This window comes from Actinomyces acetigenes (assembly GCF_031296635.1).
GTDB lineage: Bacteria > Actinomycetota > Actinomycetes > Actinomycetales > Actinomycetaceae > Actinomyces > Actinomyces acetigenes.
This window is the reverse complement of record NZ_JASPFC010000013.1, coordinates 37,831-52,583: the sequence shown is the minus strand read 5'-3', so window position 1 is coordinate 52,583 and position 14,753 is coordinate 37,831. Positions and strand designations below refer to the sequence as shown.

Below are 14,753 nucleotides of genomic sequence, written 5' to 3'. Positions count from 1 at the left end.
CTCGGTCCTGGCGCCATTCGGGGCCGGAATGGGTCATGCTTGGGGTATGCGAGGAATCATTCTGGCCGGAGGCTCCGGCACGCGACTCAACCCGATCACCCTGGGGACCTCCAAGCAGCTGGTCCCCGTCTACGACAAGCCGATGGTCTACTACCCGCTGACCACCCTCATGCTCGCCGGGATCCAGGACGTCCTGGTCATCACCACTCCCCACGACGCCCCCTCCTTCCACCGCCTCCTGGGCGATGGCTCCCAGCTCGGCGTCAACCTGTCCTACACCGTTCAGCAGAAGCCCAACGGCCTGGCTCAGGCCTTCGTGCTGGGCGCCGACTTCATCGGCGACGACAGCGCCGCCCTGGTCCTGGGCGACAACATCTTCTACGGCCCCGGCATGGGCACCCAGCTGCGCCGCCACACCAGCCCCGACGGCGGTGTCGTCTACGCCTACCAGGTCGCCGACCCCACGGCCTACGGCGTGGTCGAGTTCGACGAGAACTTCAAGGCGATCTCCATCGAGGAGAAGCCGGCCCAGCCCCGCTCCAACTACGCCGTTCCCGGCCTGTACTTCTATGACAACGACGTCGTCGAGATCGCGAAGAACCTCAAGCCCTCCGCCCGCGGCGAGTACGAGATCACCGACGTCAACCGCACCTACCTGGAGGCCGGCAGGCTCACCGTAGAGGTCCTGCCCCGCGGCACCGCCTGGCTCGACACCGGCACCTTCGACTCCCTGGCCGACGCCACCGGCTTCATCCGTACCGTCCAGCACCGTCAGGGCCTCAACATTGGCGCCCCCGAGGAGGTCGCCTGGCGCATGGGCTTCATCGACGACGAGGGCCTGCGCCAGCGCGCTGAGCCCCTGGTGAAGTCCGGGTACGGCGCCTACCTCCTGGGCCTGTTGGAGAACCAGCAGTCCTGAGGTACCCGCCGGAGCGTCCAACGCGCTCCTCTCCTCATGCCTTGTGGGTGGGTAGCGCCATGGCGCCACCCACCCACAGTGCTTACGAGCCCTGCGTCTCCTCTTGCCCCTGAGGTGCACGCGTCAGCATCGCCATGGCGACTCCTAGAGCCGCAGTAGCGAAGCATGTCGTGAGGAACCAGACCATCATGGGCGAGACCGGCACGCTCCACCACCACTCGATGTGCTTGTTGAGATTGAGCTCCCACCACTCGTGGATTCCCTGAACGAATGGTCGCCTCAAGCGCTGTGGCGCACAGAAGCCGAGCGCACACCCCGCCGACCTATCTGGGTGGAAGTTGTAGCACTTCATGGAGTCGTCCGACACCGCAACCGGGACCCGGGCCACCGGATCACCGTTCATCACACTGGTCTGGCAGTACTCCCACGCTGGGCGGGGACACCAAGGTGGAAGTCATCATCAGGAGACGAGTCCACTGGAGAGGGACACCGCCCACCCGAGTCCGGTCAGCAGCATGAGAACCAGGAGGAGTCCACCGGCCAGTGCCGGGCGCCGGGACAACGTTGCCCCGGTCTCTATGCGACTCATGGGCAGTCGTAAGTACGTGGTGAGCTCACGTCTCATACAGATCTCCGACAGGAAACAGGGATGAGAGGGATGCAATCCCACGAGGGACAACCTACAGCAGGCCCTGAAGATAAACGTTCAGACGCTCCGTAGAGTCAGCCGGGGTGAAACCTGTGGCCTTGATCCTCGCCAGGTCCAGGACCGAGCTCAGTGGCCGCGGCGCGATCCCCTCCTGACCTGCGTAGTACTCCTCAGTGGTGACGGGAGTGACCTCGTCGGGGCTGTGGCCGGCCTTCTCATAGACCCGCTTGGCGATATCGGCCCAGGAGAGGATCGGGCCGTCACCAGAGAGGTTGTAGGTGCCGAACTCGGCGCCCGAGGTGATGAGGTGGATGATGCCGGCTGCCAGATCGGAGGCGAAGGTGAGGCGCCCGGTCTGGTCGGCCACAACCCGTGGGCTGATACCGCGCTCGGCCAGGGAGAGCATCGTCTTGACGAAGTTCTTGCCATCGCCGACCACCCAGGAGGTGCGCACCAGGTAGTGCCGGGGGCAGACACTGACGGCGGCGTCCCCGGCCGCCTTGGACTGACCGTAGACGCCCAGCGGCGAGGGGGTCTCCTCCTCGGTGTGGACAGCCGTCACGCCGTCGAAGGTGTACTCGGTGGACAGGTGCACCAGAGTCAGGCCGTGCTGGACGGCCGCTCGGGCCAGGTTGACCGGCCCGACCGTGTTGGCCCGCCAAGACAGCCGACGGCCCTCAGGGGTCTCCGCCCCGTCCACGTTGGTCCAGGCCGCAGCGTTGATGATGATGTCGTACCCCGACCAGTCCCAGGCGGACATGGCGGCCGTATCCGAGATGTCCACCTCAGGCAGGTCGATGCCGGTGGGATCGAAGCCCGCCTGCGGCAGCAGGGCCATGAGCGCACGCCCCAGCTGACCGTTGGCGCCGGTGACGAGAACACGTCCGTACGTCTTCCCTTCTTCGCGCCCGGCACGAGGAAGGGAGGTCCCCTCAGTCTGCAGGGGCATGATCTCATTCACTGGCGTCTCTTCCTTCCCGCTGAGCGTCGTCCTGCTGACGTCTCATAAGAGTCATCAACCTGTCGATGAACATTACACGAGTGCGCCGGCCGTCTCGGTCGATATCACTGAGGCCAACGACATGCTGCACGCCACGAACACGGAGGGCATCAGCGTGCCATGGCGGCGTGGTAGGCCTCGACATGCGCCTGGGCGGAGGCCCTCCAGGTGAACTCGGCGGCCCGCTTCGGGGCAGCGGCTCCCAGGGCCCGGCGCCGATCGGGCTGGGCGTCCAGGACCACGAGGCCCCGGGCGATGGCCTGGGCGTCCGATCCGCAGTAGGCGACGGCGTCGCCCCCGACCTCCGGAAGGCTCAGCTCGCGGGTGGTCAGGACGGCGGCCCCGCAGGCCATGGCCTCCAGGACCGGCAGGCCGAAGCCCTCACCGATGGAGGGATAAGCCAGGATCTCGCATCCGGACAGGAACCCGGGCAGGTCCTCCAGGGGCAGGTAACCGGGCCTCAGGACGGTCAGGTGCCGGGGCACCTGAGCCAGGGCGGGCTCGATATCCTCATCCCACCCGGGTCCACCGGCCAGGACCAGGGCTGGGGCGTCCTCGCAGTCGCGGAAGACGCTGGCCCAGGCGCGCACCAGGTTGGGAACGTTCTTGCGGGGCTCCAGGGTCCCCAGGAAGCCGATGTAGCGCCGCCCCTCCAGTCCGAGGGAGGCAGCCACGCGGGCCCGTTCGGCGTCGTCGACCGGGTGGAACACGGAGGTGTCCACGCCGTGGTAGGCGATGTGGAAGCGCTCGGTATCGCCACCGACGTACTTGATGGTCTCGTCGCGGGTGGCCTGCGAGGGGACGACCAGCGCGTCGGCCCGCCGCACGGCCCGGCGGATGGCGTTGGTGAAGAACTTCTGCTTGATGGGCGAGTGCGCCTGCGGGTGGGAGAAGAACGTGGCGTCGTGGAGGGTAACGACCACGGGCACCTGGTGCAGGGCCGGGAAGGTGTAGTGGGGCGAGTGCAGGACATCGGGGCGGATCCGGTGGATGAGTGCCGGTAGCCCCGTCTGTTCCCAGGCCATCCGGGCACCGCGCGACTCCATGGACTGCGAGACCGGGAAGAGGTGGGCGCGGGGCACCTTGGTGGAGAAGTGCGCCACGTCCCGCTGCTGGACGGCCATGGCCAGGTTGACGCCGCAGGCGATGAGCTCGGGGACAAGGTCGTCGACATAGCGCCCCACGCCTCCGAGATCAGCCGGGATCGCCGTCGCATCAAGAAGAACCTTCATGACGGCAGGCTACCGCGCCGCGCGCGCTCACCCCGTACTCTGAGCCCATGAGCGCAGATCCTTCCCGCCCGGCGCACTCCCCGGCCCCTTCCCCCTCCCCCGCCTCCCGCACCGCGTCCTCCACCGCCAACGGCTCGCGCCCACCGGCTCGCCCCCGCGGCCCCAGGGTGGGCATGGTGGTGGAGCAGCTGTGGCAGCCCGTCCCCGGGGGCTCGGGCACCTACATCGTCGAGCTCGCCCAGGCCCTGCGCGCCCGGCGGGTGCCCGTGGCCGGGATCACCGCCCGTCACCAGGGGGCTGCCTCCCCCCGGGAGGTCGGTCTACCACCGATGCCCATACGCTCCTCCCACCTGCCTCGCACCGCACTGTACGAATCCTGGAACCGCCTGGGGCTGCCTCGGGCCGAGTCCATCCTGCCCGGCACCCAGCTCATTCACGCCACGACCTGGGCATTGCCCCCCACCTCGTTGCCGCTGGTCGTCACCGTGCACGACCTGGCCTTCCTGCGCTCACCCGAGCACTTCACCGCGCGCGGCAACGCCTACTTCAGCCGCTGCCTGGAGCGAGTCATCACCGAGGCCAACGCCATCGTCGTCCCTTCCCAGGCCACCGCTGACGACTGCATCGCGGCGGGCATCGACGCCGCCCGCCTCTACGTCATCCCGCACGGAGTGCGCACCCGTGCCGTCACCGACGAACAGATCCGAGACTTCCGGGCTACCCGGGGCCTCACGCGCGACTACATCCTGTGGACGGGTACGCGCGAGCCCCGCAAGAACCTGCTGGGACTGCTGCGGGCCTTCGCACTGCTCATCGAGGAGCACGACGACGCCGGTGGCCTCGATCTGGTCCTCGTCGGTCCGGCCGGTTGGGGCGACGACGCCGCCGAGCGCGAGCTGCTGACCCGACTGGGTGATCGGGTCCACGTCACCGGCAGGCTCGACGACGACGAGCTGGCGGCCGCCTACAGCGGCGCCCGCGCCTTCTGCTTCCCCTCCATCTGGGAGGGCTTCGGTCTGCCGGTCCTGGAGGCCATGGCCTACAGAACCCCGGTGGTCACCAGCGCCGGGACCTGCATGGCCGAAGTGTGCGGACAGGCCGGCCTGCTGGCCGACCCCGCCTCGCCGCGTGAGATCGCAGACCGGCTCGCCCGGGCCATTGGAGCGGAGCACGACGAGCTGGCCGAGGCCGGCCGCGAGCGCGCCCGAACCTTCACCTGGGAGGCCTGCGCCGCAGCGCACACGGAGGTCTATCACGCCCTCATCGGGGGTGCGGTGTGACCCAGCCCGTCAGGCGTCCTTCAGCTCGCGTCGTCATCGTCAACTGGCGCCAGGCCGAGCTGACGATCCGGGCGGCCCGCTCCATCCGTGAGCAGCTGGGAGACGGGGACGGGCTCGTCGTCGTGGACAACGCCTCCGGTGACGGCTCGGCCGGGCTTCTGCGCCGGGAGGGGCTCACGGTGGTCGAGTCGAGCGAGAACCGGGGCTTTGGTGCCGGCGTCAACCTCGGCGCCCGGGGAATGGCTGAGGATGTCCTCGTCCTGCTCAACAATGACGCGGTGGCCGAGTCCGGCTTCCTCGAGGCGCTCCTGGCCCCTCTGAGCGACCCGCCGTCCGCAGTGGCTCCGGCCGCGGCGACGGCGCGGATTCTGCTGGCCGGCCGCTGGATGCCGGCCGCCCCGGGGCAGCAGGACGCACTCGTCTCCCCGCACACCGGGCGGTGGACCCGGCTCGACGACGAGGCCGCTGCCCGCGGCGAGGGGGAGGCCCTGGTCAACTCCACGGGCAACCTGGTGGATGCCTCGGGCAACGGCTATGACCGGGACTGGCTGGTGCCCGCCGAGCGGGAGCACTCCCCCAGCGAGGTCTTCGGCCTGTGCGGGGGCGCTTGTGCGATCCGGCGTGAGGCGTGGCAGGCCCTGGGGGGCTTCCGCGAGGACCTGTTCATGTACTATGAGGACACGGATCTGTCCTGGCGCCTGCGTGAGCGCGGTTGGCGAGTCGTCTACGTGCGTGAGGCCGTGGCGCGCCACGAGCACGCCTCCTCCTCGGGAACCGACTCACCGATGTTTATCCGGGTCAACGCCCGCAACCGGATTCTGACAGCCGCCGCCCACAGTCCGGCCCCGGTGGTGATGCAGGCGCTGGCCCGTACACTGGTGCGTTCCCTGCGGGGGCCGCAGCGCGGCCCGGTGGTGGCGGGACTGGCTCAGGCCGTCGCCGGTCTGCCACGCGAGCTGCGTCGGCGGGCGAGAGGTTCGTCGAGTAGCCACTGATTGCGGCACACGACTACGCCGTTCGTACCCCTAACCGTTACAGTTACCGAACCGACGTCGTCAGACGCACCGCGTCACCGGACAGTACCGTCAAGCACGCGGCATTCGCATGATTGGATCAAGGAGGACCCTCGACATGGCTGGACCCGCCACACAATCCCCACGGGTCACCGTGGTGACCCGGACCCGCAACCGTCCCCTGATGCTCAAGCGAGCGGTTCAGTCGGTCGGGGCGCAGTCCTTCCAGGATCTCGAGCTCGTCATCGTCAACGATGCCGGGAGTACTGAGCCCGTGGAGAGTGCTCTGGCCAGTGCCCCCGAGTGGCTGCGTGAGCGCACCACGGTGGTCACCAATGAGACCTCTCACGGGCGCGAGGCCGCCCTGGAGGATGGCCTGGCCGCCTCCTCCTGTGAGTTCTTCGCGATCCATGACGACGACGACTCCTGGGAGCCCAGCTTCCTGGCTGCCTGCGTGGCCCACCTCGATGAGCACCCCAAGCACGGTGCCGTGGCAACACGCTGCGACGTAGTCGATGAGATGGTCACCGAAGAGGGGCTGGTCGAGCGAGGCCACTGGGTGATGACGAAAGACGGGGAGAGCTGGACCCTCATCGACACGATGGTGGCCAACTACGTCCCGCCGATCTCGCAGCTCATCCGCCGTGAGGTGGCCGACCGCATCGGCCACTGGGACGGCAACCTGCTGACCCAGGCCGACTGGGACTTCAACCTGCGTCTGCTGGCAACCTCCCCGGTGGGCTTCATCAACGGGGAGCCGTTGGCCCACTGGCACCATCGTGACTCCACCGACGGGACGATGGGCAACTCCGTCGTCGTCGACGCCGTCCATCACCGCACCGACAACCTCGCCATCCGGGACCGCTACGCCCGTCTATCCCTAGAGGGCGCCGGGACCGAGGCCTCCGTCTCGCACAGCGCGCCAGCCGCTCCCGGGAACTTGGGCCTCCTGCTGGTCTCGGCGGAGTACTACCACCGGCTCGAGGAACGTCTGCACCAGCACGAGGAGCATCTACGTGAGCACGAGAAAAAGCTGGATCAGCAGAACGCGTACCTGACCCAGTCCATCGCGCAACTTCATGAGGACATGCATTCTCTGCGCTTCACCATTGGCGACCTGCACGACTCGATCCGTCATGTCCTGATGCAGCTCCATGAGACCAAGGGGAAGATCGACCACCTCGAGGCCACGGTCAAGCCCTTCTTCCGCACTGTGGCCCAAGGAGTCAAGAGGATTCGGCGGGGCTGAGCAGCGGCTCTGCCCGCCCCGCCGAGCCTCAGCTGTTCTTGACGGGCTTGACCATGGGGCGCGGCGGGGTGATCCGCTCGAAGTGTGCCCCCAGGGCCACCAGTCCCCCGGACTCCATGCGTGGGCCCGGGGTGATGTCGAAGGCGGTGGCCTTCTGGTAGACGTCGATGACGCTGGAGAGCTGCCAGGGCTGGATGGATCCGGAGATGAGGTAGGCGCCCGGCCGCAGCATCATCGCGGGGATGGAGACGTCCACGGCCCCCTCGCCCGGCTCAATCCTCTCGGGCTGGAAGCCGTCGTCGAGACCGTGAAGTCCCCAGGCGAAGAAGCCCTCACGGGTGTCGATGGAGCAGCCGAAGACGGGCTTCTCAATCGTCTCCTCGCAGCGGTAGTGAAGGCGAATGGTGGCCTCGTCCCCGGTACGCATGGAGGTCACCGGCCGGCCGCTGCGGTCAAGCAGCTCGATGCGGCTGATCTGGGCCTCACCGCTGCCGAAGCGGGTGCCGATGCCCTCCTTGACCTGTTTGGCACCGTGAGTGACATCGGAGTACTTGTCGATCACCTCGGGGGCCGGACCGACCTCCTTGAGCCGGCCGTGGTCGAGCCAGGCGACCTCATCGCAGAAGGTGCGCATCTGCTCCAGGCCGTGGGAGACGACGACAACGGTGCGGCCGTCCTCGCGGAACTCGGCGAACTTGTCCATGCACCGTTCTTGGAACTCCATGTCACCGACGGCCAGGACCTCGTCAACCAGGAGGATCTCCGGCTCGACGTGAATGGACACTGAGAAGCCCAGGCGCACGTACATGCCCGAGGAGTAGTTCTTCACTGGCTGATCGATGAACTCACCCACCCCGGAGAAGTCGACGATGTCATCGAACTTGGCTTCGATCTCCTTACGGCTCATCCCCAGGATGGCGCCGTTGAGGAAGATGTTCTCCCGCCCGGAGAGCTCGGGGTGGAAGCCCGAGCCGACCTCCAGCATGGCGGCCATGCGCCCCCGGGCGGTGATGGAGCCCGAGTCGGGAGCCAGGATCTTGGCGATGCACTTGAGCAGCGTGGACTTGCCCGATCCGTTGTGTCCCATGAGCCCGAAGGTCTTGCCCTCGGGAATGTCGAAGGTGATGTCCTTGAGCGCCCAGAAGTCCTCGTAGATGCCGCGGCCCCGTTGCAGAATGGCACCCTTGAGGGACTGGTTGCGGTGGTGGTAGATCCTGAAGCGCTTGGAGACGTCCTCGATGCGCACGGCTGGCACGGCCGAGGATGCTGCCGAGGAGCTCTGCGCCGACGACGTTGATGATGTGGACGATCCGGTTGTTGCAGTCATCTGACGTATCAGAGCTCCTCAACGATGCTCGCCGAGTGCCGGCGGAAAAAGACCAGGCCCAGTGAGAGCATGACGACCGCCCACCCCAGGCAGGCCAGGAAGACCGGTAGCGACGGCAGGGCGAAATCGTACAGGCAGGATCGGAAGGCCTCGAGGTAAGTCTCGGCCGGGTTGAGCCGAGCGATCGTCGTGATGGGAATTGGTGCGCCGTTGATCTGCCATCCAGCGTCGAATAGGCGGTTCTGGACTCCGTCGAGCATGTTCAGCGGGAAGACGACGCCGGAGGCGTACATCCAGATCTGGTTGAAGATCTGCCACAGGTGGCCGAGGTCCCGGAAGTAGACGGTGGCGATGGACAGCATGAGGCCCAGTCCGACGGCGAACATGCCCGCCAGCACGGTGACGACAAACAGCGCCGGGATCATGAGGAGGACCCCGGGACCGCCCATCAATATGGCGATGATGATCAGCACGAGCAGCTCGAAGGCGAAGTCCACGGCCAGGGAGAGCACCGCGGAGTAGATGAGGACCTGGCGGGGGAAGTAGACCTTGGTGAGGAGCCCCGAGTTGTTCACGAGGGCGTTCATGGAGGCCATGATGCCGTTGGAGAAGAAGGTCCAGCTGAGCACCCCGATGCCGATCCACAGGGCGAAGGAGTCGATCCCGGAGTTGCGGCCCTCCTGCACTCCCCCGCGGAAGACAACACCGAAGATGAGGGCGAAGATGGCGATGGTGGCCAGGGGGTTGATGAAGGACCACAGGCGCCCCAGGGCGGTGCCCTTGAACTCCGAGGAGACCGAGCGCTGAGTCAGCCGAAGGGTGAGGTCCAGCGTCTGGCGGGCGTCCTCCGAGCGGAGCAGTCGAGAGAGCATCATAGGCTCACACCTCCGTCGCAGTGCCTGTGTGCGTGGGTGGAACCGCCCCCTCCTGGGCGTCGATCCAGTCGCACAGCCGGTTGATACCCTCGGTGACGCCGACCCGGGGCTCCCAGTCCAGCGCCTGGCGGGCGCGCGTAGTGTCGGCCCAGGCTGCGCGCACGTCGCCGTCACGGAACTGGCCGGTGACGTGCGGGGCAGGCGCTCCATAGTGCGCGGCGATGACCTGAGCGATCTGCATGATGGTGGTCCGCTCCCCCAGGCCGATGTCGTAGGGCTTGACGGCGGCCGGCGAGTGCAGGACGCCGGCCACGATGGCGGAGGCGACGTCGTCGATGAAGACGAAGTCCCGCACGATCTGACCGTCCTCGTAAACCGGAATGGACTGTCCCTGCTTGGACAGGCGGGCGAAGAGGGAGACGATGCCGGTGTAAGGGTTGATGAGGGACTGGCCGGGGCCGTAGACGTTCTGAAGCCGGTAGAGCACCGGGGTGACACCAAAGGAGCCGCACCAGGAGGTCACGAGGTTCTCCTGGCAAAACTTGGTCGCAGCGTAGACGTTGGCCGGGGAGGCCTTGACCTCGGTGGAGGACTGGACCGAGGGGGTCAGGCCGGTGAAGTCCCACTGCCCTGCCTCAAGCATTGCGTGGGTGCGCTGCCCGGGGTAGGAGTAGTGCCCTTCCGCATCCACCCACTTCCCTTCTCCGTAGACGGCCCGGGAGGAGGCCAGGACGATCTTGTCCGGACGGATCTCGTGGCGCACGAGGGCGTCCAGCATCTGCGTAGTGCCGACGACGTTGACATTCGCGTGTCGGGAGGCTTCGGTGAGCGACTGACCGGTGCCGGTCTCCGCGGCCAGGTGGACGATGACATCCGGTGCGACCTCAGCCAGGACCGAGTCCCAGTCCTCACCGACGGACACGTCCAGGCGGCGCAGCTCCACGCGCTCGTCGAGCTCGGCAGGCCGAGCCTGGGAGGGGTGGATCTGCGGGTGCATGTTGTCCAGGGCCACGACGCGGTCGAAGGCGTCCGCCAGATCACGCGAGATCGCGCAGCCGATGAATCCGGCGCCACCAGTCACGAGGCAGGTACGGGTCACGAGAGTCTCCCTTGGGTGTTGTCGAGTCGGGGCCGGAGTAACGAGCTCTCACGCGTCGCACAACGACCTCGTCACTATTCTCAGCGATGCCGGAGCCTTAAGGGCCCGCAACCGCCGTTGCCTTCGACACGCCTCAGGGGCGCGGGCCACGAGCTCGCCCCTGCCCGGAGCCACACGCTGACACGTTAACGTTCGGCCTCGGAGACCTCGGGACGCCAGCTCATGCCTTTGAAGGCCTTGGTGACGAAAGCAACGACGTGGTCAGTGATCCTCACCAGCGCCACCGATAGGCCGAAGACAATGACGCAGGTCGCGGCCAGCATCGTGTAGCGCTGAACCGGCACGAAGCCCGCCACGTTGATCTTCTCGTAGAGGACCATGATGACGACGTGGTGGACCAGGAAGATCGGGTAGGAGTACTTAGCGATGAGATCAACGAGCACACGTACCGGCTGGATCGCCACATAGCGACCGACGACCACGAGGATGAGGAAAGCCGAGATACCGACGAGTGTGGTGGCCACGTCCTCGGGAATCTCCTCTGGGAGCATTGCCGAGACGGCCAGGACCGCTACTGCCGGAATAACGGTGGCCCAGTGAACGCGGCGGCCGTAGAGGACGAAGTAGCTGCCGAAGGCCAGCTCGGGGAGCCTGGTCGTGAGGATCATCGCCGAGGGGTAGCCCGCGAAGTAGCGCTGCATAACGATCACAGTGGCGGCGTAAGCCGCCAGGATGGCAACGCCCGTGACGATCGGATAGCGGTCGATGGCCCACAGCAGCAGCGGGAAGACGAGGTAGTACAGGAGGATGAAACCGAGGAACCACTCACCCAGGAGGTAGGCGGTGCGCACGTGGAAGTTGGCGACTAGACCGTCCACGCCGAGGACCGTGAAGATGAGAGAACGCGTCGGAGCACTGTTGGGCGGTCGCCCCCCAGTCACAACGAAGAAGTAGAGCGTCGCCAAAATCCAAGCAGTCCAGAACATCGGGTAGATGTTGAGGAAGCGCTTCCAGTAGAACCGTTTGAGGTTGATGGGTCGCCGGTAGGTGAGCGTCAGGGCAGCCCCAGAGATGATGAGGAACAGGGAGACACCGAGCCCACCCACATAGATGCCGAAGGGGAAGTTGGTCAGAACGTAGCCGCCATCAGCCAGGTAGGGGTTGTTGAAGTGGGTGAGGACGATGAGAAGCGCAGCCAGGGCTCGGACCAGATCGAGGTAGAAGATCCTGGTTCGTTTTCTGGCGACCGGCTTCGCACCCGCCGCCCCCACCGACGCGCCCGTTTCGGTCACTTGCCGATCCCCCTGACTCGGCGGTACGCGCCCTTGAGGGGCGATCGCACCGCGGTCGGGATCCAGCGGCTGACCTGATCCTTGACCTGCTGACGAGTGCTGCGAGCACAACGGATCCGTTGGACCATTCGCTGCTCGACATCAACCCCCCAGTGCTGCGACACCGCGGTGGTGAGCTCCCTGGTGTAGTACGACAGATTCGTCAGCTCGATCCGCGCGAAGGAGTCCGAGAAGAGCCAGCCGCAGAAGTAGCCCGAGGCCTGAGCGACATAGCCGTAGGCGCGCTCGATGGCGTGGAGGATAGTTCCGTCAATATTGTTCGGCTCAGGCGGGAATTCCTCCCATGTCCAGTCGTGGTCGAACAACGGTTTGAGGGCTGCGGGACGGAACCAGAACATGGTGCCCAGTGGGGCAATGACCTCTTTGTGAGCATCGAGCGGGACGCTCAGGTTCAGCTCTTTCTCCAGGAGCATTCTCGTGCGATCGAAGTTCGGCCCCCAGCTATAGGAGTAAATGGGGAAGTAGTCGGCATGGTTGGGAGGAGTCGGCGACAGCAGGCCGAGTCGGGGCTCCGAGTCGAAGGTGGCGATGACATTCTCGACGAACTCTCGAGTCGGGAGGAGGTTGTCGAAGCACTTGCGGGCGAAGCCCTCACCCACGGTGTACGGGCTCAGCTGGGTGACCTTCTTGTCGTGCATGAAGCAGACCAGGTCGTAGTCGCTGACGATGTCCTTGCAGCCCACCAGGAGCGCGCTGACGTCTCTGCCCCGGTTCTCAATGAGGCGCACGTCCACGTTGTAGGGCAGGTTCTTGCAGGCCTCCTCCACCAGATCCGCCTTCTCCTGGGATCCGACGGTGAGGATGAGGTCCGTCCCCTCGGGCATGGACGTGATATAGGCCAGCGTGGGCTCCAGGAGGTCCATGTAGTACAGGTGCGCGATGAGGGCGACCTTCTGCGGCTTGGGCTCGCGGGCCACCGCCTGCGTGGGCAGGACGTAGGTGAGCTGGAGATTCTTGACCAGATCCGCCATGTTCATGGAGCGCAGGGCGTTGTCCCAGATGAGGTTCGTGTCGAAGTCGGTGTGGTCGCGCAGGTACTCGTAGAGCTCGACGGTTGCGTTCCCCACGGCCTGGTGAAGCACATCCTCGTAGCTGTGGAAGAAGGAGCGGCGCTTGAAGATGGGGCAGCGCCTCTCTGCGATGAGCTGCTTGGGAGCGAAGAGGATGGGCTGCAGGGTGAAGCCCTCCAGGTCCTCAGTGTTGACATACACGTCGGAGATGAAGCCGTGCCGCTCGAAGCGCTGCGTAAAGGGTGCCTCGTGGAGCCCCACGGATTCCTCGTAGGAGTTGATCTGAGGAAGGTTGTCCCAGTAGTCCTGGAAGGGTTTGGAGGAGACCAGGGAGCGCCGATAGGCGTGGAAGTGGGACTGAAGATGACGGGGCAAGCCCCCCTCCAGGGAATACCCGAAGGGGTCGTCGGAAACCTTGTGGAACCAGGTGATGCCCCAGAAGTCGATGTCCCGACCGGCCATCTCGGTGAACATCTCCTCGAAGGGATACACCGGCCCCATGATGGTGGCGTTGAACAGGACGACCTCGTCGAACTCGGCGAGCCTGTCCCAGCCGTAGCTCTCCAGGGCCGTCTTGTAGGCCCAGGCGTCCAGACCCTTGTTCTCCCTCAGGATGATGTTGTCCGTAAAGGCACTCAGCTTGGCGTAGCTCTTGGCGGTCAGCTCGCCGTTGACGACAATGACCAACTCGGAGAGGTTCTTGACCATGTCGGCGAGGAGGGTCTCCACGTAGGAGTCCACAACCCCTTGAGCATCGAAGAAGAAGAAGATTCCGAGTCGCTTCGGGTCCTCGCCAAGCGTTGCCATGATGTCCCTTCTGGGCAGTGGTTCGGGCCGCTTACCGCGGCAGGAAAAGGGTGGGGATGCGGCTGCTCAGGGTGCCTCAGCTCGCGCTTGAGGCGAGGATACGGCGGATCTTGGTCGGATCGCCCCACACTCCCGGCGAGTCGTAGGGCCGATCCGGGAAGGCCCCGTACTCCAGGGTGATGTCCAGACAGTTGTCGCGGATGTAGGCCTCGACGCGCTCGGCCAGGCTCACGGGCTCGCCGGTGCAGGCATTGATGACGCCGTTGACCTCGGTCTGGTCCACGATCGCTGCGATCTGCCTGGCCAGCTCGTCCACGGAGATGAAGTCGTAGCGGTTCTTACCCGTGGTGAAGGGGAAGGTGGTGCGACCCTCCTCGGCGGCGGCCAGGAGCTTGGAGAAGATCGAGTTGCCGAACTTGTCGTCCCCCACGATGTAGTAGGCGCGGATCCACTGGGCGACGGCGCCGTGCGCCTTGGCCGACAGGAAGGTGGTCTCCCGCAGCGCGTTCTTGGCGATGCCGTACAGCGAGGCGGGGTTGCACGGAGAGCTCTCGTCGATAGCACCCTCCCAGTAGCCGACCTCATGCATCGTCCCCATGACGGCGAGGTGCTTGAGGCCTCCCGCGTAGAGGTTCTCGATGAGGTGGGCGTGCTTGGCCAGGTCATCCATGTGGGCCCAGGAGGCGTGCTTGAAGCCGTCGCGCCAGGCCATGTGCAGGACGACGTCGGGGCGTCCCATCTGATCGTAGATGTCAGCATCCCCGGAGAAGAGGTCCAGGGAGACCTTCTGCGCCCGCTCGTCGACACCGTCGAGTCGCAGGTCGAGGGCCGTGACGTCCAGGCCGCGCTCCAAGAGCGCAGTGACGACGTGGCGACCGATGTAGCCGCCGGCTCCAGTGACGAGAACTGTCTTTGCCATGGTTGTGCATCCTAACAGGTGC

Annotated in this window: 13 protein-coding genes; 4 read left to right on the top strand and 9 right to left on the bottom strand. The window is 66.0% G+C overall.

Features of this window, described 5'->3' with window-relative positions; translation table 11 throughout:
• The first annotated feature begins 46 nt into the window (after positions 1–46).
• A complete protein-coding gene (gene rfbA, locus RIV14_RS06970) occupies positions 47–919 on the top strand; it encodes a glucose-1-phosphate thymidylyltransferase RfbA (protein WP_075373239.1) in 873 nt (290 codons plus the stop codon).
• A 460-nt stretch (positions 920–1,379) separates the two neighbouring features.
• Here rfbA and RIV14_RS06965 read toward each other — a convergent pair whose 3' ends face one another.
• The 3 genes from RIV14_RS06965 to RIV14_RS06955 all read right to left on the bottom strand — a co-directional run bounded on the left by RIV14_RS06965 (position 1,380) and on the right by RIV14_RS06955 (position 3,800).
• The gene (locus RIV14_RS06965; RefSeq protein ID WP_256694918.1) at positions 1,380–1,508 is read right to left on the bottom strand and encodes a hypothetical protein; all 129 of its coding nucleotides are present in this window, start codon (positions 1,506–1,508) and stop codon (positions 1,380–1,382) included.
• A gap of 91 nt (positions 1,509–1,599) precedes the next feature.
• Complete coding sequence (locus RIV14_RS06960; protein WP_428978870.1) at positions 1,600–2,517, bottom strand: SDR family oxidoreductase; 918 nt, start codon at positions 2,515–2,517, stop codon at positions 1,600–1,602.
• A 161-nt stretch (positions 2,518–2,678) separates the two neighbouring features.
• Positions 2,679–3,800, bottom strand: a complete 1,122-nt coding sequence (locus RIV14_RS06955) for a glycosyltransferase family 4 protein (RefSeq protein ID WP_075373241.1) — start codon at positions 3,798–3,800, stop codon at positions 2,679–2,681.
• A gap of 167 nt (positions 3,801–3,967) precedes the next feature.
• Here RIV14_RS06955 and RIV14_RS06950 point away from each other — a divergent pair, with 167 nt between their 5' ends.
• The 3 genes from RIV14_RS06950 (at position 3,968) to RIV14_RS06940 (ending at position 7,342) form a co-directional block, all read left to right on the top strand.
• Entirely contained in the window at positions 3,968–5,080 is a 1,113-nt protein-coding gene (locus RIV14_RS06950) for a glycosyltransferase family 4 protein (RefSeq protein WP_075373246.1), read from the top strand.
• On the top strand, positions 5,077–6,075 hold the full coding sequence (locus RIV14_RS06945) for a glycosyltransferase family 2 protein (protein ID WP_075373242.1): 999 nt from the start codon (positions 5,077–5,079) through the stop codon (positions 6,073–6,075). The genes RIV14_RS06950 and RIV14_RS06945 overlap by 4 nt, the downstream gene beginning before the upstream one ends.
• 136 nt (positions 6,076–6,211) lie before the next feature.
• Positions 6,212–7,342 carry a glycosyltransferase family 2 protein gene (locus RIV14_RS06940; RefSeq protein ID WP_075373243.1) on the top strand — a complete coding sequence of 377 codons (1,131 nt, stop codon included), beginning with the start codon at positions 6,212–6,214 and terminating at the stop codon, positions 7,340–7,342.
• A 28-nt stretch (positions 7,343–7,370) separates the two neighbouring features.
• Here the strand turns inward: RIV14_RS06940 and RIV14_RS06935 are convergent, their stop codons facing one another.
• The 6 genes from RIV14_RS06935 to RIV14_RS06910 form a co-directional block, all read right to left on the bottom strand.
• Positions 7,371–8,669 carry an ABC transporter ATP-binding protein gene (locus RIV14_RS06935; protein ID WP_081379558.1) on the bottom strand — a complete coding sequence of 433 codons (1,299 nt, stop codon included), beginning with the start codon at positions 8,667–8,669 and terminating at the stop codon, positions 7,371–7,373.
• Positions 8,670–8,677: 8 nt separating this feature from the next.
• Positions 8,678–9,544 (bottom strand): ABC transporter permease, encoded by an 867-nt coding sequence (locus RIV14_RS06930; protein WP_075372200.1) that lies wholly within the window; start codon positions 9,542–9,544, stop codon positions 8,678–8,680.
• A gap of 4 nt (positions 9,545–9,548) precedes the next feature.
• Positions 9,549–10,643 carry an NAD-dependent epimerase/dehydratase family protein gene (locus RIV14_RS06925; RefSeq protein ID WP_075372199.1) on the bottom strand — a complete coding sequence of 365 codons (1,095 nt, stop codon included), beginning with the start codon at positions 10,641–10,643 and terminating at the stop codon, positions 9,549–9,551.
• Positions 10,644–10,828: 185 nt separating this feature from the next.
• Positions 10,829–11,935, bottom strand: a complete 1,107-nt coding sequence (locus RIV14_RS06920; RefSeq protein WP_075372198.1) for an acyltransferase family protein — start codon at positions 11,933–11,935, stop codon at positions 10,829–10,831.
• Positions 11,932–13,812, bottom strand: a complete 1,881-nt coding sequence (locus tag RIV14_RS06915) for a rhamnan synthesis F family protein (RefSeq protein WP_075372197.1) — start codon at positions 13,810–13,812, stop codon at positions 11,932–11,934. Before RIV14_RS06915 ends, RIV14_RS06920 begins: the two co-directional genes overlap by 4 nt.
• A gap of 76 nt (positions 13,813–13,888) precedes the next feature.
• Positions 13,889–14,731: an NAD-dependent epimerase/dehydratase family protein gene (locus RIV14_RS06910; protein WP_075372196.1), complete on the bottom strand. Its 843-nt coding sequence runs from the start codon at positions 14,729–14,731 to the stop codon at positions 13,889–13,891.
• Between the last annotated feature and the right edge of the window lie 22 nt (positions 14,732–14,753).